The 20508-nt window shown below is 68.1% G+C and carries 20 protein-coding genes; 5 read left to right on the forward strand and 15 right to left on the reverse strand.

Annotated features, from left to right (window positions below):
• Positions 1–65: 65 nt before the first annotated feature.
• Positions 66–1385 (reverse strand): omega-aminotransferase AptA, encoded by a 1320-nt coding sequence (gene aptA, locus AC07O8_RS14110; RefSeq protein ID WP_495048614.1) that lies wholly within the window; start codon positions 1383–1385, stop codon positions 66–68.
• A gap of 166 nt (positions 1386–1551) precedes the next feature.
• Between aptA and AC07O8_RS14115 the strand changes: the two genes are divergently transcribed.
• Positions 1552–2025 (forward strand): Lrp/AsnC family transcriptional regulator, encoded by a 474-nt coding sequence (locus tag AC07O8_RS14115; protein ID WP_495048615.1) that lies wholly within the window; start codon positions 1552–1554, stop codon positions 2023–2025.
• A gap of 10 nt (positions 2026–2035) precedes the next feature.
• Here AC07O8_RS14115 and AC07O8_RS14120 read toward each other — a convergent pair whose 3' ends face one another.
• Both AC07O8_RS14120 and AC07O8_RS14125 read right to left on the reverse strand, forming a co-directional pair.
• Entirely contained in the window at positions 2036–2929 is an 894-nt protein-coding gene (locus tag AC07O8_RS14120) for a DMT family transporter (RefSeq protein ID WP_495048616.1), read from the reverse strand.
• A 105-nt stretch (positions 2930–3034) separates the two neighbouring features.
• Positions 3035–3820, reverse strand: coding sequence for a ferritin-like domain-containing protein (locus AC07O8_RS14125; RefSeq protein ID WP_495048617.1), 786 nt, complete (start codon positions 3818–3820; stop codon positions 3035–3037).
• Between the two features lie 38 nt (positions 3821–3858).
• Between AC07O8_RS14125 and AC07O8_RS14130 the strand changes: the two genes are divergently transcribed.
• Positions 3859–4404: a gamma carbonic anhydrase family protein gene (locus AC07O8_RS14130; RefSeq protein WP_495048652.1), complete on the forward strand. Its 546-nt coding sequence runs from the start codon at positions 3859–3861 to the stop codon at positions 4402–4404.
• Positions 4405–4424: 20 nt separating this feature from the next.
• Positions 4425–5405, forward strand: a complete 981-nt coding sequence (gene hslO / locus AC07O8_RS14135) for an Hsp33 family molecular chaperone HslO (protein ID WP_495048618.1) — start codon at positions 4425–4427, stop codon at positions 5403–5405.
• A 141-nt stretch (positions 5406–5546) separates the two neighbouring features.
• Here hslO and AC07O8_RS14140 read toward each other — a convergent pair whose 3' ends face one another.
• The 12 genes from AC07O8_RS14140 to AC07O8_RS14195 all read right to left on the reverse strand — a co-directional run bounded on the left by AC07O8_RS14140 (position 5547) and on the right by AC07O8_RS14195 (position 18490).
• On the reverse strand, positions 5547–7322 hold the full coding sequence (locus tag AC07O8_RS14140; RefSeq protein WP_495048619.1) for a bifunctional metallophosphatase/5'-nucleotidase: 1776 nt from the start codon (positions 7320–7322) through the stop codon (positions 5547–5549).
• Positions 7323–7484: 162 nt separating this feature from the next.
• On the reverse strand, positions 7485–8177 hold the full coding sequence (locus AC07O8_RS14145) for an AAA family ATPase (RefSeq protein ID WP_495048620.1): 693 nt from the start codon (positions 8175–8177) through the stop codon (positions 7485–7487).
• Between the two features lie 84 nt (positions 8178–8261).
• Positions 8262–8894 (reverse strand): nicotinamide riboside transporter PnuC, encoded by a 633-nt coding sequence (gene pnuC / locus AC07O8_RS14150; protein ID WP_495048621.1) that lies wholly within the window; start codon positions 8892–8894, stop codon positions 8262–8264.
• 40 nt (positions 8895–8934) lie between these two features.
• The gene (ftsB, locus tag AC07O8_RS14155) at positions 8935–9204 is read right to left on the reverse strand and encodes a cell division protein FtsB (RefSeq protein ID WP_088405488.1); all 270 of its coding nucleotides are present in this window, start codon (positions 9202–9204) and stop codon (positions 8935–8937) included.
• Positions 9205–9327: 123 nt separating this feature from the next.
• Positions 9328–10614 carry a phosphopyruvate hydratase gene (eno, locus tag AC07O8_RS14160; RefSeq protein ID WP_495048622.1) on the reverse strand — a complete coding sequence of 429 codons (1287 nt, stop codon included), beginning with the start codon at positions 10612–10614 and terminating at the stop codon, positions 9328–9330.
• Between the two features lie 188 nt (positions 10615–10802).
• On the reverse strand, positions 10803–11090 hold the full coding sequence (locus AC07O8_RS14165) for a DUF1330 domain-containing protein (protein WP_495048623.1): 288 nt from the start codon (positions 11088–11090) through the stop codon (positions 10803–10805).
• 52 nt (positions 11091–11142) lie between these two features.
• A complete protein-coding gene (gene pyrG / locus AC07O8_RS14170; protein WP_495048624.1) occupies positions 11143–12819 on the reverse strand; it encodes a CTP synthase in 1677 nt (558 codons plus the stop codon).
• Between the two features lie 60 nt (positions 12820–12879).
• The gene (locus AC07O8_RS14175; RefSeq protein WP_495048625.1) at positions 12880–13707 is read right to left on the reverse strand and encodes an alpha/beta fold hydrolase; all 828 of its coding nucleotides are present in this window, start codon (positions 13705–13707) and stop codon (positions 12880–12882) included.
• A 44-nt stretch (positions 13708–13751) separates the two neighbouring features.
• On the reverse strand, positions 13752–16352 hold the full coding sequence (gene mutS, locus AC07O8_RS14180; protein WP_495048626.1) for a DNA mismatch repair protein MutS: 2601 nt from the start codon (positions 16350–16352) through the stop codon (positions 13752–13754).
• Between the two features lie 110 nt (positions 16353–16462).
• A complete protein-coding gene (locus AC07O8_RS14185) occupies positions 16463–16885 on the reverse strand; it encodes a hypothetical protein (protein ID WP_495048627.1) in 423 nt (140 codons plus the stop codon).
• A 2-nt stretch (positions 16886–16887) separates the two neighbouring features.
• Positions 16888–17352: a Panacea domain-containing protein gene (locus AC07O8_RS14190; protein WP_495048628.1), complete on the reverse strand. Its 465-nt coding sequence runs from the start codon at positions 17350–17352 to the stop codon at positions 16888–16890.
• 166 nt (positions 17353–17518) lie between these two features.
• The gene (locus AC07O8_RS14195) at positions 17519–18490 is read right to left on the reverse strand and encodes an inositol monophosphatase family protein (protein WP_495048629.1); all 972 of its coding nucleotides are present in this window, start codon (positions 18488–18490) and stop codon (positions 17519–17521) included.
• A gap of 146 nt (positions 18491–18636) precedes the next feature.
• Here AC07O8_RS14195 and AC07O8_RS14200 point away from each other — a divergent pair, with 146 nt between their 5' ends.
• Together AC07O8_RS14200 and cysE are read left to right on the forward strand one after the other, a co-directional pair.
• Entirely contained in the window at positions 18637–19440 is an 804-nt protein-coding gene (locus AC07O8_RS14200) for an RNA methyltransferase (RefSeq protein WP_495048630.1), read from the forward strand.
• A gap of 132 nt (positions 19441–19572) precedes the next feature.
• Positions 19573–20340, forward strand: a complete 768-nt coding sequence (gene cysE / locus AC07O8_RS14205) for a serine O-acetyltransferase (RefSeq protein WP_495048631.1) — start codon at positions 19573–19575, stop codon at positions 20338–20340.
• Positions 20341–20508: the final 168 nt, after the last annotated feature.

Genomic DNA, 20508 nt, shown 5'->3' on the forward strand with positions numbered 1-20508 from the left:
CGCTTGACGCCAGGGCCCCGCGACCTGGCGGCCAACGCCCTGGCCTGAGCAGGTGGAAAGCAAACTCACTTCAACCGCCGCAACGCCACCCGGATCGCGTCGATCATCCGATCCAGGTGTTCCCGCTCCGCGATCAGCGGCGGCGACAGCGCCAGGATGTCGCCCGTGGTGCGGATCAGCACGCCCTGCTGCCAGCAGTCGAGGAAGGTCTCGAACGCGCGCTTGGTCGGCTCGCCCGCGCGGGGCGACAGCTCGACGCCGCCGACCAGGCCGAGGTTGCGCACGTCGATGACGTTGGGCTCGCCGCGCAGCGAATGCAGTTGTTCGGCGAAGTAGCCCTGCAGTTCCGAGGCCCGCGTCAGCAGGCCTTCCTCCGCGTAGGTATCCAGCGTCGCCAGGCCCGCCGCGCAGGCCAGCGGATGCGCCGAGTACGTGTAGCCGTGGAAGAACTCGATCAGGTGCTCCGGCCCGCTCATGAAGGTGTCGTGGATGCGCTGCTGCGCGAACACCGCGCCCATCGGCACGCAGCCGTTGGTCAGGCCCTTGGCGACCGTCATCAGGTCCGGCGTCACGCCGAAGGTCTGCGCCGCGAACGGGCTGCCGGTGCGGCCGAAACCGGTGATGACCTCGTCGAAGATCAGCAGGATGCCGTGCCTGTCGCAGATCTCGCGCAGGCGCTTCAGGTAGCCCTGCGGCGGGATCAGCACGCCGGCCGAGCCGGCCACCGGCTCCACGATCACCGCGGCGATCGTCGACGCGTCATGCAGCGCGACCATCCGCTCGAGGTCGTCGGCCAGCTCCGCACCGTGCGCCGGCAGGCCGACGCTGAACGCGTTGCGACCGATGTCGTGCGTGTGGCGCAGGTGGTCGACGCCCGACAGCAGCGTGCCGAACATCTTGCGGTTGGCGACCATGCCGCCCACCGACATGCCGCCGAAATTGACGCCGTGATAACCGCGCTCGCGGCCGATCAACCGCGTGCGTTGGCCTTCGCCACGGACGCGGTGATACGCCAGCGCGATCTTCAGCGCCGTCTCCACCGACTCCGATCCGGAGTTGGTGAAGAACACCTTGTTCATGCCTTCCGGCGAGATCTCCGCGAGTCGCGACGCGAGCTCGAACGCCTTCGGATGCGCCATCTGGAACGGCGGCGCGAAGTCGAGCTCCGCCGCCTGCTCCTGGATCGCCTTCACGATGCGCGGCCGGTTGTGGCCCGCGTTCACGCACCACAGGCCCGCGACGCCGTCCAGGATCTGCCGTCCCTGGTCGTCGGTGAAGAACATGCCGTCGGCGCGCGTCAGCAGGCGCGGCGCCTGCTTGAACTGGCGGTTGGCCGTGAACGGCATCCAGTAGGCGTCGAGGTCGGGGCGGGTGGGGGTGGACATGGTGAAGCTCCCGGAGCGCGTTCGGCGCGCGTGATCAATAGGCTCAGCGATGGACTCAGTCTAGGCAAGCCGACGCGCAATCGGTGAGCGTTCCGTCGGCGGGAAAACCCGCGGCGACGCAATCCGATGCGGCTTGACGCCGGATTCTTCGAACAGAATGCCGTCCATGATCAAGGAAGTGCAACTGGATGCGATCGACCGCGCGATCCTCGCGGTCTTGCAGCGCGATGCGCGCATCTCGAATCAGGACCTCGCGCTGCAGGTCCACCTGTCGCCGTCGGCTTGTCTGCGGCGCGTCAAGCGGCTGGAGGATTCCGGCGTGATCGACCGTGTCGTCGCGCTGCTCAATCCGAAGGCGATCGGCAAGCCCGGCACGAGCTGGACCATCGTCAACGTCGAGCGCATGACGCCCGCCGCGCTGGCCGAGTTCGAACAGGCGGTGAAGGACGCGCCCGACATCCTCGACTGCTTCTACGTCGCCGGCAGCAACGACTACCTGCTGCGCTTCGCCTACAAGGACGCCGAGGACCTCGAGCGCCTGCACACCCACGTGCTGATGCAACTCCCGGGTGTGGCGAAGGCGAACTCGATGCTGGTGCTGCGCACCGTCAAGAAAACGAGCGCGTTCCCGTTGGATTGAGCGCCGGGGGTCAGGCCGTGCGCGGCCGCAGCACGCGCAGCATCGGCAGCAGCTGGATCAGCAGCATCGCGCCGAGGATCAGCGCGCAGCCCAGCAGCCCGGCGCCGTTGAGGCGGTCGCCCATCATCAGGTAGCCGAAGACGGCGGCGAACAGCGTCTCGGACGAGAGGATGATCGCGGCGTCCGCCGCGTGCGCATAGCGCTGCGCGACGACCTGGCCGGTGAAGGCCACGCCCACCGACAGCACGCCGGTGTAGAGGATAGGCCCGGCGGCGGCCTGGATGCCGGCCCAGCTCCACGACTCGAAGCCCAGCGCCCACGCCAGCGAGACGAGGCCGCAGAACAGGAACTGCCCGCCCGCGACGGTGAACGGCGAATTCATCCGGTCCGCGACCATGCCGATCAGCAGCACGTGCACCGCCCAGGGCAGCGAGGACGCGATGACCCAGGCGTCCCCCACGCCGATGTCCAGCTGATGCGCGCCCGACAGCAGGAAGGCGCCCACCAGGCAGGCCAGCGCACCGGGCCACACCGACCAGTGCGGCAGCTGGCGCAGCAGCAGCCAGCCCAGCAGCGGCACCAGCGGCACGTACAGCGCGGTCAGGAAGCCGGCGTTCGTCACCGAGGTGTACTGGATGCCGATCTGCTGCAAGGCCGCGCCCGTGGTCAGCAGCGCGCCCAGGCCCATGATCTTCAGCGCGTCGCTGCCGCGCAGCACGGTCGCGCCCGGCGCGCGCCGCTCGCGCACGATCAGCGGCAGCACCACCAGCGCGCCGATCAGGAAGCGGATGCCGGTGAACATCATCGGGCCGATGCTCTCCATGCCATGGGCCTGGGCGACGAAGGCCGAGCCCCAGATCATCGCGATGAGGGTCAGCAGCAGGTTGGCTTGGATGCGGGTCATGGGCGGGAGTGTCGGGGATCTCGGCGCCCGCGCCGGATGGCACGGGCGAGTCAGCCTTCTTGGGCGGGCAGGGGAGGCTTGCGGGAGCGCCGGTGCGCTTGACGATCAACTGCTCAGGTAGGCGATCTCTTCATCGCTGAAGCCGGCGGCGCTGCGCGCCTCGACGTTGAAAGGCGGCCGCAGCCGCGGCGCCTCGTAGCGCTCGACGAGCTCGGGATACAGCGTCAGCGGATCCAGCCCGCGCTCGCGGCACAGGTGGCGGTACCAGTGGTTGCCGATGCGCACGTGGCCCACCTCGTCGCGCAGGATCACGTCCAGGATCTCCACCGCGCGCGCGTCGCCGGCCTTGGCGAACTTCGCCTGCAGCGGCGGCGTGGCGTCCAGCCCGCGCGCCTCCAGCGTGCGCGGCACCAGCGCCATGCGCGCCAGCACGTCGCCCGCCGTGCGCATCGCCATCGTCCACAGGCCGTCGTGCGCGTCGAAGTCGCCGTAGGACCGGCCGAGGCCGCGCAGATGCTCGTCGAGCAGCGTGAAGTGCAACGCCTCCTCGGACGCCACCCGCAGCCAGTCGAGGTAGTACGGGCGCGGCATGCCGGGGAAGCGCCAGACCGCATCCAGCGCCAGGTTGATCGCGTTGAACTCGATGTGCGCGATCGCGTGGATCAGCGCCGCTCGGCCTTCCGGCGTGAACGGCGAGCGCGAGCCCACCTGCAGCGCGGCGAGCAGCCGCGGCCGCTCCGGGCGGCCGGGTGGCTCGATGTCGGGGGTGAGGAGGGCGGCGATGTCGAGCTCCGCGACATCGGCCGCAGCGTACAGCTCCCGGGCCGCCAGCGCCTTGGCCTGCGGATCCGCGATCAGAAGCACCTGCAGCGCGCGGGTTCGAAGTTCCATTCGTAGAATTATCCCTTTTGGACAAGCTGGAGCAGCGCATGGCCGTCTACCGCCTCGGCGAACACACGCCGGAACTCGGCACCGGCGTCTGGATCGCTGACAGCGCGCAGGTCGTCGGCCGCGTCACGCTCGAGGACGACGTCAGCGTCTGGTTCAACGCCGTCCTGCGCGGCGACAGCGAACACCTCACCATCGGCGCCGGCAGCAACATCCAGGACGGCAGCGTGCTGCACGCCGACGCCGGCATGCCGCTGGTCCTCGGCCGCAACGTCACCGTCGGCCACCAGGTCATGCTGCACGGCTGCACCGTCGGCGACAACGCGCTGATCGGCATCGGCGCGGTCGTGCTCAACGGCGCGCGCATCGGCGCCAACTGCCTGGTCGGCGCCGGCGCGCTGGTCACCGAGGGCAAGGAGTTCCCCGACGGCAGCCTGATCGTCGGTTCGCCCGCGCGGGTCGTGCGCGAGCTCACGCCGCAGCAGATCCAGGGCCTCGCGATGAGCGCCGCCCATTACGTCAAGAACGGCCAGCGTTACGCCGACGAACTCGTCCGCATTGACGATCCGCAATCCGTCCCCAGATAACTCGAATTCAAAGGAAGCCCATGGCCACGTCGATCAAGCCCGCTCCGAGCGAGCTCCACAAATTCCTCTTCGAAGGCCTGCCCGTGCGCGGCATGCTGGTCCGGCTCGACGACAGCTGGAAGGAACTGCTTGGCCGCCGCAAGGAGCCGCTGGCGCCGGCGGTGCGCGACCTGCTCGGTCAGATGACCGCGGCCGGCGTGCTGATGCAGGCCAACATCAAGTTCAACGGCGCGCTCATCTTCCAGGTGATGGGCGACGGCCCGCTGAAGCTGGCCGTCGTCGAAGTGCAGCCGGATGCGAGCTTCCGTTCCACCGCCAAGACGCGCGAGACGGTGGCGGACGACGCGACGCTGCAGCAGATGCTCAACGTGCACGGCCAGGGCCGTGTCGCAATCACGCTCGATCCCAAGGACCGCCTGCCGGGCCAGCAGCCGTACCAGGGCGTCGTCCCGCTGAGCGGTCCGCAGGGCCAGCCGCTGGAGAAGCTCAGCGACGTGCTGCAGCACTACATGCGGCAGTCCGAGCAGCTCGAGACCACGCTGGTGCTGGCCGCCAACGACCAGTTGGCCGCCGGCCTGCTGATCCAGCGCCTGCCGATCGAAGGCGAAGGCAACCTGGAGCCGGGTGCCACGTCGGGCGTCGAGCGCGAGGAGATGGAGGACGCCTACAACCGCATCAGCATGCTGGCCGCGACCTTGACGGCGGAAGAGCTGCTGACGCTGGACAGTGACACGATCCTGCGCCGCCTGTTCTGGGAAGAGAACGTCCGCCGCTTCGATCCGCAGTACCCGCGTTTTGCCTGCACCTGCTCGCGCGAGCGCGTGGGCCGCATGCTGCTGGGCCTGGGCAGACAGGAAGTCGACGAGATCCTGGCGGAGCTGGGTGGTGTCGAGATCGGTTGCGAGTTCTGCGGCAACCACTACGTCTTCGACCCGGTGGATGTCGGCGAGCTCTTCACCGACCCGCAATACCAAGCCCCCGGCTCGAAGCAAGTTCAGTAACGCCACCACCCAAGCGCTCCGCCAAGAACCGGGGTCAGCGAGCGCGAGTGGGGCCGGAGTGATGCTGGGGGTTCGCGGACGCGATGCCCCCTGCGTCGCGGAGAGCCCGCGCCTGGCCTGCCGACGTCGGTCTTCGACCCGTCACGGCGTATCCACGCGCACGACCCGATCCAGCGCCGTGGCTTTCACGCGCTGGGTGCCATGGGCCTTGAAGTAGGCCTCCAGCGCTTCCACGTCCATGGGTCCGGTCTGCACCAGCCGTGCGGTCGTGAAGGTCTTGAAGCTGTCCCCGCCGACCTGCAGGAAGTTGTTGATGGCGACGCGGATCTTCTGGTCCGGCGCGACCGCCGTGCCGTTCAGCGTCATGCTTCCCGGCACCACGCGCGAGCCGACTGGACGTCGTTTGTCCCAGCGGTAGCGGAAGCCTTGCGAGGCCTGCAGCGGCAGGAACTTCGCGTCGTTGGCCCACCATTGTTCTTCCAGCACGGCCTGCAACTGCGCGCCGCTCATCTCGAGCACCACCAGCGCGTTCGAGAACGGCAGTGCCGCGAACAGGTCGCCGAAGGTGACCGTGTCGTCCGCGCGGTGGATCAGGCCGGTGCGCACGCCGCCGATGTTCTGGAACGCGACCTGCGCCCCGCCGTTCTCCGGAGCCCGCGTCGCGGCCAGCATGGCGTCGGCCACGAGCTGGCCCATCGTCGAGCCGCCGCCTTCGTTCCGGTCGTCGCCTTCCTTGCTCAGCGCCTGCGCCAGGAAACCGACCTGGCGTTCGATCAAGGGTTGTGCCACGTGCTGGTAGCTGCTGATCAGCAGCGTCTGGCGCGGGTCCTTGGCCGTCTCAGGCCGCACCACGACGTTGTTGGCGCGCGCCTCGGTCATGGCGCCGGTCGCGCGGTCCAGGGTCAGGTCGATCTCGGTGACCAGCGTGCCGTACTTGTCGCCGCTGGTGACCAGCCGGCCGTCGATGCGGCAGTTGTAGGCCCGGTGCGTGTGGCCCGACACGATCAGGCCGACGCGCTTGTCCAGCTTCTTGACGATGTCGACGATCGGCCCGGAGATCGCCGGGCAATCGTTGATGCCGCCGGTCGGGTAGCCGCCTTCGTGAATCAGCACCACGAACGCATGCACGCCCTGGCGGTCCAGCTCGGTCACCAGGCGGTTGACCGTCTCGGCCTCGTCGTCGAAGCGCAGGCCGCGGATGCCGGTCGGGCTGACCAGCTCCGGCGTGCCCTTCAGCGACAGGCCGATGAAGCCCACCGGCACGCCGTCGAAGCGCTTGATCGCGTAGGCCGGCAGCACCGACTGGCCGGTCTTCTCGTCGATGGTGCTGGCGGCCAGGTACTGGTACTTCGCGCCCTTGAACTCGGTCGGGCCCTTGCAGCCGTCCTTCGGGTGGCAGCCGCCGCGCTGCTTGCGCAGCAGTTCCTCGATCCCCTGGTCGAACTCGTGATTGCCGACCGAGGAGATGTCCAGGCCCATCATGCCGAGCGACTCGATCGTCGACTCGTCGTGGAACAGGGCCGACAGCAGCGGGCTCGCGCCGACCAGGTCGCCGGCCGCCACGAACACGTGGTTGGGATTCTTCGCCTTGATCTGCGCGACCACCGTGGCCATGCGCTCGGCGCCGCCGGCGCCCAGCGTGATCGTCTTGTCGGGGTCCTGCGGGTCGGGCAGCTTGATGCCGCCCGCCGGCGGGAGCAGGTTGCCGTGGAAGTCGTTGATGGCCAGCACCTTCACGGCGACCGAGCCCGACACGGGCTTCGCGGGCTGGGCCGTCCTGACGGCGGCCGCCTCCAGCGCGGGCGGCAGCGGCGCCTGCGGTCCGGAGGAGCTCATCGATCCGCAGGCGGCGAGCAGGGCCGCGCTCAGCAGCATCGACAGGGCGCCCAGCGGGCGGCGGACGGAAGGACGGTTCATCGGGGGAGGCTCCTGGAACGCCGTGAATCTCGGGAAATTCGTTGGTCGCAAATGTTTGCGAAAAAGTTTGCGAAAAGGTCTGCGGAAAGGTCTGCGAAAAGTCCACGAATTTGAAGCGGCGGATTGTGCCTCGCCTGTGTGGCGGCGCGGTGAGCCCTGCGTTCAGCCGCGCGGCTCGCGTTCGGCGCTGCGGCTGGCGGCGCGGCTGGCGTGCTCGCACGCCGGGTCGTCGCAGAGCTCGCAGCCCTGCCAGCCGCCCGGGCCGCCCAGGCTTTCCTCGCGCTGGAGCAGACGGCCGAAGAGACCGTCCTCGCGGCCGAGATGCGGCCTCAGCAGCGGACCGAGCGCATTGAGCGCATGCTGCAGGCGCTCCGGGCCGCTGCCCGAGACCAGGCTGTAGCCCAGGCCCGCATCGCGCAGGGCGCGGCGCAGCAAGCGGTCCGTGGGCTGCTGCGCGTGCGGGCCGTCGCGCAAGTCGTCGGCGATCCAGGGCAAGTCCAGCGCCATCAGCAGCGTGGCGTCCATGCGGGCCTGGACCTGCAGCGCGAAGGGATGGAGGCTGGTGTCGTCGAAGAGCAGCTCACTGTAGACGGCGGTCATCAGCGGCGTGGTGTCGTGCAGGACGAGGTCGTGATCCGCAGCGGCGGCTTCGGCGCGGCGCCATTGCTCCTCGGCGATCGCGCGCTGCTCGTCGGGGCGCGGCGTGCGGCCCTCGCGCTCGCACCACTCGCGCAGGTACTCGCCGACCAGCGCACAGCGCAGCCGCGTCTGGGCAGTCAGATGCTCCAGCAGCGCCACGCCGAGACGGCTCTTGCCGGTGCTCTCTGCGCCGACGAGGGCGATGTGCAAGGTCATGAGGGGGACGGCCGGCGGGGTCGCTTCGGGTCGAAAAGGATCGAAAGAAATTGAAGAGGGTCGAAGAGGGTCAGGCGTTGCCGCTCAGGCGGCAATCGCCGCCGGCCGCAGCTGACGTTGCCAAGCGCGCCAGCCCGCCACCGACATCGGCACGAACACCGCGTACAGCACGACCGTCAGCCAGTAGCCCTTCAACGCGAACAAGCCGATGCTCACCAGGTTGACCATCACCCAGACGGGCCAGTTCTCCTGGTACTTGCGCCCGAGCAGCCACTGGCCGGTGATGCTGGCCACCGTCGGGAGGGCATCCCAATAGGGGAGGGGCGAATCGGTGCGGTGCTGCAGGAACAGCCCCAGCAGCGGCCAGGCCGCGAGCGTGAACAGCACGGCGGCGACTCGGCCCTTCGGTCCGAGCGTGCGCACGTGCAAGGTGTCGCCGTCTGCGGTGCGGCCGCGCATCCATTGCCACCAGCCCCACAGCGCGAGTGCCGCGAACAGCAGCTGCAGCGACGCTTCGCCGTAGAGCTTGCCGCTCCAGAACAGCAGGAAGTAGAGCAGCGAACTGGTCAGTGCCAGCGGCCACGCCATCACCTGCACGCGCATGTTGCACACGACCATCCAGATCGCGAGCGCGAAGGCGACGAGTTCCAGCCAACTGATCGGGCTGCCGAGGGCATGGAAGGCGGGCGAGAGCGCCCAGGCCAGCAGTGCATCCATCGCTGAGAGCATGCGGGAGTTGCGGAAGGGGAATTGTGGTTCAGCGGCGCAGCGGGACGAAGACCTCGTCCGGCTTGACCATGCCCAGTTCCATGCGGGCCTTTTCCTCGACCATCTCGAGGCCTTCGCGCAGGTCCAGCAATTCGGCCTGGAGCTGCGTGTTGCGCGCGCGGGCCTTCTCGTTGGCGTCGGCCTGCTCGCGCAGTTCGGCGCGCAGCTGGACGCCGCGGGCCAGGCCGCCCTTGCCGAACCAGAGCTGGGCCTGGATGGCGACAAGGAACGCGGTGAGGACGATGGCCAGGGCTTTCACAGGCCGCGAGTTTAGCTGCAACGAAAAAGGGCAGGCCCCACGGCCTGCCCTTCGAACGCGGGGAGCGCCCGCGCGGTGCACGTTCCAGCGTCGCCTGCCGGTGCGGGAGGTCGACGCCGACGATCAGCGCAGGTTGTAGAACGCCGCGCGGCCCGGGTACACCGCCACGTCGCCCAGGTCTTCCTCGATGCGCAGCAGCTGGTTGTACTTGGCCATGCGGTCCGAGCGCGACAGCGAACCCGTCTTGATCTGGCCGGCGTTCAGGCCGACGGCGATGTCGGAGATGGTCGAGTCCTCGGTCTCGCCCGAACGGTGCGAGATCACGGCCGTGTAGCCGGCGCGCTTGGCCATCTCGATGGCGGCGAAGGTCTCGGTCAGGGTGCCGATCTGGTTGATCTTGATCAGGATCGAGTTGGCGATGCCCTTGTCGATGCCTTCCTTCAGGATCTTGGTGTTGGTGACGAACAGGTCGTCGCCCACCAGCTGCACCTTGTCGCCGAGCTTCTCGGTGATGTGCTTCCAGCCGTCCCAGTCGCCTTCGGCCATGCCGTCCTCGATCGAGATGATCGGGTACTTGTCGACCCAGGTGGCCAGCATGTCGGTCCACTGTTCGGCCGTCAGCTGGATGCCGCCTTCGCCTTCCAGCACGTACTTGCCGTCCTTGTAGAACTCGCTGGCGGCGCAGTCCAGGCCCAGCGCGATCTGCTCGCCGGCGGTGTAGCCGGCCTTGTCGATCGCTTCCAGGATCATCTGGATCGCGGCTTCATGGTTCTCGACGTTGGGGGCGAAGCCGCCTTCGTCGCCGACGGCCGTGGACATGCCCTTGGCGTCGATGATCTTCTTGAGCGCATGGAAGACCTCCGCGCCCCAGCGCAGCGCCTCGCGGAACGTCGGCGCGCCCACGGGGATGATCATCAGTTCCTGCAGGTCGATCGAGTTGTTGGCGTGCGCGCCGCCGTTGATGACGTTCATCATCGGGACCGGCAGCTGGTTGCCGCTCATGCCGCCGAAATAGCGGTACAACGGCAGGCCCGATTCTTCCGCGGCGGCGCGCGCCACGGCCATCGACACGGCCAGCATGGCGTTGGCGCCCAGGCGGCTCTTGTTCTCGGTGCCGTCCAGGTCGATCAGGGTCTTGTCGAGGAAGGCCTGTTCGGAGGCGTCCAGGCCCAGCACGGCTTCCGAGATCTCGGTGTTGATGTGCTCGACGGCCTTCAGCACGCCCTTGCCGAGGTAGCGCGACTTGTCGCCGTCACGCAGTTCGATGGCTTCGCGCGAGCCGGTCGATGCGCCCGACGGCACGGCGGCGCGGCCCATCACGCCGGACTCCAGCAGCACGTCGCATTCCACGGTGGGGTTGCCGCGGCTGTCGAGGATCTCTCGGCCGACGATGTCAACAATGGCGCTCATGGGAACAGTCTCCAGAAGTGAAAAAACTCGGTCGGCGCGCATGGTGCCAGCAACGGGTTACCTGTGCTGAACAAGCTGCGCCCTGAAATGAGGACGAACGAAGCGGGACGAGAAAAAGCCACCGGGCCGCTCGCCGTCCGTCTGGACAGGCTGGCGGCGCGATGGCTCGTGCAGGGCATGGCGGGGGATCAGACGCCGTCGACGACGATCATGCGCATGACGCCGGCGTGCTCGCGCAGCGACTTCGCATGCTGGTAGGTCTCCGAGTCGTAGAAGGCCTTGGCCGCAGCCCGGTCGGGGAACTTCAGCACCACGAGCCGGCTCGGCGTCCAGGGGCCTTCCAGCACCTCGAACGCACCGCCGCGGACCAGCACTTCCGCGCCGTGTTCCTGCATCGCCTTCGTGCTCCATTCGCGGTACTTGGCCATCTGGTCGGCGTCGGTCACGGTCACGTCGGCAATGATGAAGGCGGGCATGGGCGGTGTCGCTATCGTTGGTGTCTGAAGTCGTCCCGGATACCGGCGGCGTTCAGGCCGCCGCGGGGGCGCTGACCTCGTGACCGGCCTTGGCCTTGTGTTCCAGCGCGGCCTTGATGAACGCGATGAACAGCGGATGGCCGTCCCACGGGGTCGACTTGAACTCCGGGTGGAACTGCACGCCCATGTACCAGGGGTGCACGTTGCGCGGCAGCTCGACGATCTCGGTCAGCTTCTCGCGCTGCGTGATCGCCGAGATCACCAGGCCGGCATCCTGCAGCTGGTCCAGGTATTGCTCGTTGGCCTCGTAGCGGTGGCGGTGACGCTCGTTCACCACCGGGCCGTAGATCTCGTAGGCCAGCGTGCCCGGCTTGACGTCGGAACTCTGCGCGCCCAGGCGCATCGTGCCGCCGAGGTCGGACTGGGCGTTGCGCTTCTGGATCGAGCCGTCCGCGTCCTGCCACTCGTCGATCAGCGCGATCACCTTGTGCGGCGCGTCGGGTTCGAACTCGGTCGAGTTCGCGCCGTCCAGGTGGGCCTTGTGGCGCGCGTACTCGATGGTCGCGACCTGCATGCCCAGGCAGATGCCCAGATAAGGCGTCTTGTGTTCGCGGGCGTACTGGGCGGCGAGGATCTTGCCCTCGACGCCGCGCTTGCCGAAGCCGCCCGGCACCAGGATGGCGTCGTACTTGTCGAGCTGCTTCGAGTGCTCGGCATCCAGCGTCTCCGAATCGACATACTCGATGTTGACGCGGGCGTGGTTGTGGATGCCGGCGTGGCGCAGCGCCTCGTTCAGCGACTTGTAGCTGTCCGACAGGTCGGTGTACTTGCCGCACATGGCGATGGTCACTTCGGTCTTGGGGTTCTCGACCTCGTTGACCAGCGTGTCCCAGCGCTTCAGGTCCGCGGACTTGGTGTTGAGCTGCAGCTTGGTGCAGATCATCTGGTCCAGGCCCTGCTCGTGCAGCATGCGCGGGACCTTGTAGATCGTGTTGACGTCCCACATCGAGATCACGCCGTACTCGGGCACGTTCGTGAACAGCGAGATCTTCTCGCGCTCGTCGTCCGGGATGCGGCGGTCGGCGCGGCACAGCAGCGCGTCGGGCTGGATGCCGATCTCGCGCAGCTTCTGCACGGTGTGCTGCGTGGGCTTGGTCTTGAGCTCGCCGGCGGCGGCGATCCAGGGCACGTAGGTCAGGTGCACGAACGCGACGTTGTTCGGGCCGGACTTCAGGCTCATCTGGCGCGCGGCTTCCAGGAAGGGCAGCGACTCGATGTCGCCGACCGTGCCGCCGATCTCGACGATCGCCACGTCCACCGCGTCCGGCGTGCCGTGACCGGCGCCGCGACGGATGAAGTCCTGCATCTCGTTCGTGATGTGCGGGATCACCTGGACCGTCTTGCCGAGGTAGTCGCCGCGGCGCTCCTTCTCCAGCACCGACATGTAGATCTGTCCGGTGGTGAAGTTGTTGCTCTTCTTCATCCGCGTGGTGATGAAGCGCTCGTAGTGACCCAGGTCCAGGTCGGTCTCCGCGCCGTCGTCGGTCACGAACACTTCACCGTGCTGGAACGGCGACATCGTCCCCGGATCCACGTTGATGTAGGGATCCAGCTTGATCAGGGTGACTTTGAGGCCGCGGGACTCGAGAAGGGCCGCGAGAGAGGCCGATGCGATGCCCTTGCCGAGAGAGGACACGACACCGCCGGTGACGAAGACGTACTTGGTCATTGTCTTGCAGCGCCGGTTTTCCGCGCAGGAAACCGAAAACGCCGTGGTGGTAAAAGGAGATTATAGCGACGCCGATTTGGCCTCGATCTCGCCCATCAATTCGAGGGCGAGCGCTGCCGTGTCGTCGGGTCTTTCGAAGGGGTAGAGGTGGGTGCCCTCGAACCAGCGGAACAGGTCCTTGGCCAGCGCCTTGGAGCCCGCCGCGGTGGCCTGCCGGAGTTCCTCCGACTGCGTGCCCGCGATGAACGCCACCGGGCACTTCGGGGCGTGGCCCTTCAGGATGCGCGGCAGGTTGTGCGGCAGCGTGTTGTAGATGCGGGTCTCGATCTCGCGCTGGAAGCCCAGGCGCACCTGGCCATCCTCGTGGGCGTCGAAGCCGCTGGCGATGTAGTCCTTCAGCACCCGGGGGTCCCAGCGCGCGAACTTGTTCTTGGCGGCGAAATGCGCGTGCGCCTCGTCGAGGCTGGGCCATTCGTAGCGCCGCTGGTGCGAGATCTTGCCCGGCGAGACGCGCTTGATGAAGCCCGCCGACTTCGCCACGCGCAGGCTGTGCGCGCGCCAGCCGTCGATCACCGGCGAATCCAGCATCACCAGGCCTCGCGCCAAGGCCGGCTTGCGGCAGGCGACCAGCAGCGACAGCAGCCCGCCCAGCGAGTGCCCGACCAGCATCACCGGCGCTGTCGGCTGGACCTCGTCCTGGATGAAGTGCAGCAGTTCGTCGCGCAGGTGCGGCCAGTTGCTGGTGACCGGATACCGCGGGTCGTGGCCGATGCGCGGCAGCGCGTGCACGGTCCAGCCCGCGTCGCGCCAGCGCTCGAAGAGCACCCGGTAGCAGCCCGCCGGGAACCCGTTGGCATGCGAGAAGACGATGGTCTTGGCGGCGTCCATGGGGCGTCGTGTGGGCGTGGGGACGTGGGGCCTTGCGGGCGCGGTCAGGCCCGGCCGGCGGCCAACTGCTTGAGCTGGTACAGCGCCGCGTGGGCCTCGCGCGGGCTCAGCGCATCGGGATCGAGGTCGCGCAGCGCGTCGAGCAGCTCCGAGGATTCCTCGGCCGCCGCGCCCGGCGCGGGCTCCGGCGGCGCGGCGAACAGGTCGATCTGCGTCTCGCCTTCGGTGGCCCGCGCTTCGAGCGCCTCCAGCGCCGCGCGGGCCTGCCGCACGACGGGGCCCGGCATGCCGGCCAGCCGTGCGACCTGCACGCCGTAGCTGCGGCTGGCGGGGCCGGGTTGGATCTCGTGCAGGAAGACGATGTCCTCGCCGCTCTCGACCGCCGACACATGCATGTTGACCGCCTGCGGGTGCTTGGCCGGGAACTCGGTCAGCTCGAAGTAGTGCGTCGCGAACAGCGTGAATGCGCGGCACTTGTCGTGCAAGTGCGTGGCGATCGCGCCGGCCAGCGCCAGGCCGTCGTAGGTCGAGGTGCCGCGGCCGATCTCGTCCATCAGCACCAGCGACTGCTCGGTGGCGGCATGCAGGATCGCGGCGCCCTCGGTCATCTCCAGCATGAAGGTCGACTGTGCGTTCGCGAGGTCGTCCGCCGCGCCGATCCGCGTGTGGATCGCGTCGATCGGGCCGAGGCGGCAGGCGGTCGCCGGCACGTAGGCGCCGATCGCCGCCAGCAGCGCGATCAGGGCGACCTGGCGCATGAAGGTGCTCTTGCCGCCCATGTTCGGGCCGGTGATGACCATCAGCTTGGTGCGGGCGTCGAGCCGGCAGTCGTTGGCCATGAACTCGCCGGCGCCGGTCTCGCGCAGCCGCGCCTCGACCACCGGGTGGCGGCCGCCCTGGATGTCGATGCAGGGGTGCGCGACGAACTCGGGGCGGCACCAGTTCAGCGTCGCCGCGCGTTCCGCCAGCGCGGCCAGCACATCCAGCGAGGCCAGCGACTGGGCCAGGCGGCTCAGCGCCGGCATCTCCTCGGTGAGCTGGTCGATGACCAGATCGAAGAGCATCTTCTCGCGGGCCAGCGCGCGTTCGTTCGCGGACAACGACTTGTCCTCGAAGGCCTTGAGCTCGGGGGTGATGAAGCGCTCGGCGTTCGTCAGCGTCTGGCGGCGGGTGTAGTCGGCGGGGATCTTGCCGAGGCCGCTGTTGGTGACCTCGATATGGAAGCCGTGCACCTTGTTGAACTTGACGCGCAGGTTGTTGATGCCGGTGCGCGCCCGTTCGCGGACCTCCATCGCGAGCAGGAACTGGTCGCAGTCGGTCTGCACGGCGCGCAGGTCGTCGAGTTCCTCGTCGAAGCCCTTGGCGATCACCCCGCCGTCACGGATCAGCCCCTGCGGTTCCTCGGCGATCGCGCGGGTCAGCAGCTCGGCGATGTGCGGCGAGGCGCGCAGGCCTTCGGACAGTTGCTCCAGCAGGGCGGAGCCGCCGGGCACGGTCTGGGCCAGTTCGGGCAGGATCAGCAGCGTCGCGCGCAGACCGGCGAGTTCGCGCGGCTTCACCTGGCGCAGCGCGATGCGCGCGGTGATGCGCTCGACATCGGACACTTGGCGGAAGGCCTCGCGCAGCGGCTCGAAGCCGGTGGTGATCAGCTCGGCGATGGCGGCCTGACGTTCGCGCGCGACGGCGCGGTCGCGCTCGGGATGCAGCAGCCAGTGACGCAGCGCGCGGCTGCCCATGCCGGTGCGGCACGAATCCAGCAGCGAGAGCAGCGTCGGCGAGGTTTCGCCGCGCAGCGTCTGCGTCAGCTCCAGGTTGCGTTGCGTGGCGGGCGGCAGGTCCAGCAGATCGGAGGCGCGCAGCACGCGCAGGCTCTTCACATGGGTCAACGCCCGGCTGCCCTGCGTGCTCTCCGCGTAGGAGAGGAGGCAGGACGCGGCGGCGTGGGCGGCGGGCAGGTCCTGCGCGTTCAGGCCCTGCAGGCCGGTGACGCCCAGTTGCGTGCACAGCTTGCGCTGGCCCAGCGGCGCGTCGAACTGCCAGCTCTGGCGGTTGGTGATCGGCAGCTTGGCGGCCAGCACGGCGGCCGGATGCTTCTCGCGGTCGACCAGCACCTCGGCCGGCGACAGGCGCGCGAGCCACGAGGCCAGTTCACGTTCGGCGCACTGGGCCAGGCCGATCTGGCCCTGCGTCATCGACAGCCAGGCCAGGCCGAAGGTCTTGCCTTGCGTCGCGATGGCCAGCAGGATCGCGTCCTGCTTGTCGGCGAGCAGCTCCGACTCGGTGATGGTGCCGGGCGTGACGACCCGTGTCACCTTGCGCTCGACGGGGCCCTTGTTGACGCCGACCTCGCCGGTCTGCTCGGCGATCGCGACGGACTCGCCGAGCTTGATCAGCTTGGCGAGGTAGGACTCCAGCGAGTGCACCGGCACGCCGGCCATGACGACCGGTTCGCCACCGCTCTGGCCGCGGGTGGTCAGCGTGACGTCGAGCAGCGCGTTGGCCTTGCGCGCGTCGTCGAAGAAGACCTCGTAGAAGTCCCCCATCCGGTAGAAGAGCAGCGTGTCCTGATGCTCGGCCTTGAGGCCGAAGTACTGCTGCATCATCGGCGTATGGTGGCTGAAATCGGCAGGGACGGCGCTGGTCATCGGGAGCGGTGGGGACGGGAAATGGACAACGCCCTCGGGCTGAGGGCGCTGGGGTGGCGGGCTGGGCAACGAGTGTAGGGCATGGCCGTTCATGATCGGTCGCTCCGGGCTCATGGGTAGAGACGATGTTCGGGATCCAGCCAGACGATGTAGAAAACTTCGTCGACCAGGATGCCGTGGACGCGGCCGTGCTTGTTGGCGCTGAGTTGGAACTGCCATCCCACGTGACCGTTCAGTTGTGCGGACAGCTTCCCGAACCCGTGTTTTTCCGTTGTGCCCGCCCAGTCGTGCGTGTGAATGCGCAAGCTGGGGTCCCGAGTCGTGCGGAACTCTTCCGGTCGCATGGTCGAAAGACCGCGCAGCCTGCTGAGCAACTGGGGGAGGTATGTTGCAGGATCCGGGGCATGCTCACTTCCAAACTTTCCGTCCGAATGAAGAAATCGGAAGGAGAAGCGCAGGAGCGTGTCAGGCAGCCCGGCGACGTCGTGTTCCCGGACGGCGAGATGCCGGCTTGTGCGTTTCGTGACAAGCATGGTCAGCCTTCCATGGCCGCGGCTTCAGCCTTGAAGAACCGTTTCATCGAGTCGTGCGTGATCTCGGCAGTCGATTCTTCAATGGTGGCGACACCACGGCGCGCTTCGTTCCAAGGCGACTCGAGGTGGACGCGTCGTTCCAGATCCCATCCAGTGTCAAAACCGTACAGCTGCAGGACATCGTCGATGACTGCCGTCAGTGTCTCCGGCAAACCCTGCGGCTCGCTCACCTCCTCGAGGATGGGGTACCACCGCAGGGACCTGTAGCGTTCATCGACCGGCGGACATACGGGGCCAGGAATCCAGGCCTCGAGTCGTTCGTGGAAGGCCGGTTCGTCACGGATGGCCAAGTGCCATCCCTGCACGTAATAGAGCAGCTTCTGCAATTTGGCGTTGTTGATCGGATCGTTCTTCCACTGGAAGAAATGAAGGATGTAGTCCGCGATGGTCTGGGCGTTGGAGAGCATGGCGTTCAATGGCACGTGGCGCGGTGAATCGGATGCGCTGATCCTAGGAGGGCGCCAGGCCCTGCGGGATCATCCGTTCGCGCCAAAAACGACAAAGCCCTCCAAGGGGAGGGCTCTGTTTGATCGGCGTCAATGACGCCGAAGATCGTCCGGAAGGCCGATGGAATCAGGCTTCCGCGCCGCCGTCGTTCTTCTTGATGCGCACCGGCGCGCGCTTCTTCGGCGCCTCGCTTCCCCCTTCGGTGGTGGCCGCAGCCTTCTTCCTGGGGATGGGCGTGTCGGTCGGCTCTTCGGCCGCCGCAGCGTCCGCGTCCAGCGCGTCCTGCGTGATCACGCGGGTGTAGGGCGCCAGGATCTGGACCAGCGGACCGTAGATGCGCGGCGTGCCGGCCACGATCTCGCGCTGGTGCAGGAAGTCCGGCTCGCCGGTGAAGTTGCCCACCAGGCCGCCCGCTTCCTGGATGATCAGCGAGCCCGCGGCCACGTCCCACGGGTTCAGGCCGGTCTCGAAGAAACCGTCGTAGTGACCGGCGGCCACGTAGCACAGGTCCAGCGCCGCGGCGCCGGGGCGGCGCACGCCGGCGACCTGCGTCATGACGTCCTCGAACATCTTCAGGTAGCGCTTGAAGTTGTCGCCGCGACGGAACGGGAAGCCCGTGCCGATCAGCGCGTCGCTCATGCGGGTGCGCTTGCTCACGCGGATGCGCTTGTCGTTCAGGTAGGCGCCGCGGCCCTTGGTCGCGTAGAACAGGTCGTTGCGGGTCGGGTCGTAGACGACGGCCTGCTGCACGACGTTGCGATGCGCCAGCGCGATCGACACGCAGTAGAACGGCAGGCCGTGGATGAAGTTGGTCGTGCCGTCCAGCGGGTCGATGATCCACTGGTACTCGGAATGCTTCGCGCCGTGTTCGCGGCCGGATTCCTCGGCCAGGATGCCGTGGTCGGGGTAGGCCTGCAGCAGCGTCTCGATGATCGCCTGCTCGGCAGCCTGGTCCACTTCGGTCACGAAGTCGTTGGGCGACTTGGTGTTGATCTTCAGGATGTCCAGGTCCATCGACGCGCGGTTGATGATCGCGCCGGCGGTACGCGCCGCCTTGATGGCGACGTTGAGCATGGGATGGTGAGCGGCTTGCGTCATGCGGGACGGTTCCTGTGCTGGGAAGTGGACTGGCGAAGGGAAAGAGCGGGCGTCGGACCTGCAGAGCTTCGGTCCGAATGGAATCGGAACGAGGCAGGGCCGGCGCGGATAATCGACCATTTTGACACAGACTCGTGGTTTCCCCTATGCCCCCGGCTGACTCCGGCTCGACCGCCCGCCCTCCGACGTCGGATCCGACACGTTTCGTGCTGATCGAGACCAGCCACCCCGGCAACGTCGGCTCGACCGCGCGGGCGATGAAGGTGATGGGCTTCCGCGACCTCGTGCTGGTTCGACCCCGCTTCGCGGATGTGCTGAGCCAGGAGGAGACCGTCGCGATGGCCAGCGGCGCCGCCGACATCCTGGCCCGCGCGCGCATCGTCGATCGCGTCGAGGACGCGCTGGACGGCTGCACCTTCGTCTGCGCCACGGCGATGACGCCCAGGGACTTCGGGCCGCCGACGCGCGAGCCGAGATCGCTCTTCGCGGAATTGGCCCGGGGGGAACCGCTCCCCCATCAGGTGGCCTTCCTCTTCGGGTCCGAACGCTACGGCATGAGCAACGAGGACGTGTACCGCGCTCACGCGGTGCTCTCGATCCCGACGCATCCGGCGTACGGCTCGCTGAACCTCGCGCAGGCGGTGCAGTTGATCTCCTACGACTGGCGCCAAGCGCTCGGCGGTTTTGCGGTGGAGGCGCGCACGGCGGATCCGCAGCTCGCGGACGCGCAGGCGGTGCAAGGCCTGCTGACGCATCTGGAAAGCAGCCTCGTGCACCTCGGCTACCTCGATCCGGCCTCGCCCAAGAAGCTGATGCCGCGCTTGAACCAGCTCTTCAACCGCGCCGGGTTGACGAAGGAAGAGGTCCACATCCTGCGCGGCATCGCCCGGGCGATAGCGAAGACCCACCCCGCCGCGGGCACGCCCCCCGCGCTCGGGGGGGACGAGTAGACCGGGCGTCGCCGCGGCGTGGCGATCACGCGGCACGTCAGTAAGCCTGCGCCCGGCAAGGTCGGGACCCGCCGCTAAACTGGCCGACCCTCAGCTCCAGCCCCTCGCGGGCTGCCATCGGGTCCCCCCACCATGTTCCAGCGTCTTCGCGAAGACATCGCCTGCATCCTCGAACGCGACCCCGCCGCCCGCTCGGCCTGGGAGGTGCTGACCTGTTACCCGGGTCTGCACGCGCTGGTGGTGCATCGCTGTGCGCACTGGTTCTGGCTCCGGGGCTTCCGTTGGCTGGGGCGCTTCACATCCCACATCGGCCGCTTCCTGACCGGCATCGAGATCCACCCCGGCGCGACCATCGGCCGACGCGTGTTCATCGACCACGGCATGGGCGTCGTGATCGGCGAGATGACCGAGATCGGCGACGAGGTCACGATCTACCAGGGCGTGACCTTGGGCGGGACCTCGCTGGTGAAGGGCGCCAAGCGGCACCCGACGCTGGAACGCGGCGTGATCGTCGGCGCCAATGCCTGCATCCTGGGCGGTTTCACGGTCGGGGAGGGCGCGCGCGTCGGCTCCGGCGCGGTGGTGACCAAGCCGGTGCCGCCGGGCGCGACCGCGGTCGGCAATCCGGCGCGCGTCATCGAGGCCAAGCTCGATGCCAGACGCGAGGAGGCGGCGGCCCGCATGGGCTTCTCGGCCTATGGCGTGACGCAGGGCGATGACCCGGTGGCGCTGGCGATGAAGGGCCTGATCGACAACGCCTCGACCCAGGAACACCAGATCGCGCTGCTGTGGCAGGCGATCGCGAAGCTGTCCGAGCAGGAGCAGACCGACTGCGTGCCGCAGGGCGCCCAGCAGGGCGAGCACTTCGACGCGGCGGAACTGTCGCGGCTGGTGAAGTGACTCGCTGATCCACCAAGCGGCAGTGCCTGCCTCACTCCCGCCGAGGCGCCACCCCGCTTCGACGGCCTCGGTCGAACTCCCTCTCCCGCTTGCGGGAGAGCAACCGTGTCAAGCGCCCTCGGCACTTCTCCAGGGTTGGCCGGTTTTGAAGATGGCGTTGAGGATGAC

The organism is Roseateles sp. GW821-FHT09G09 (assembly GCF_059415965.1).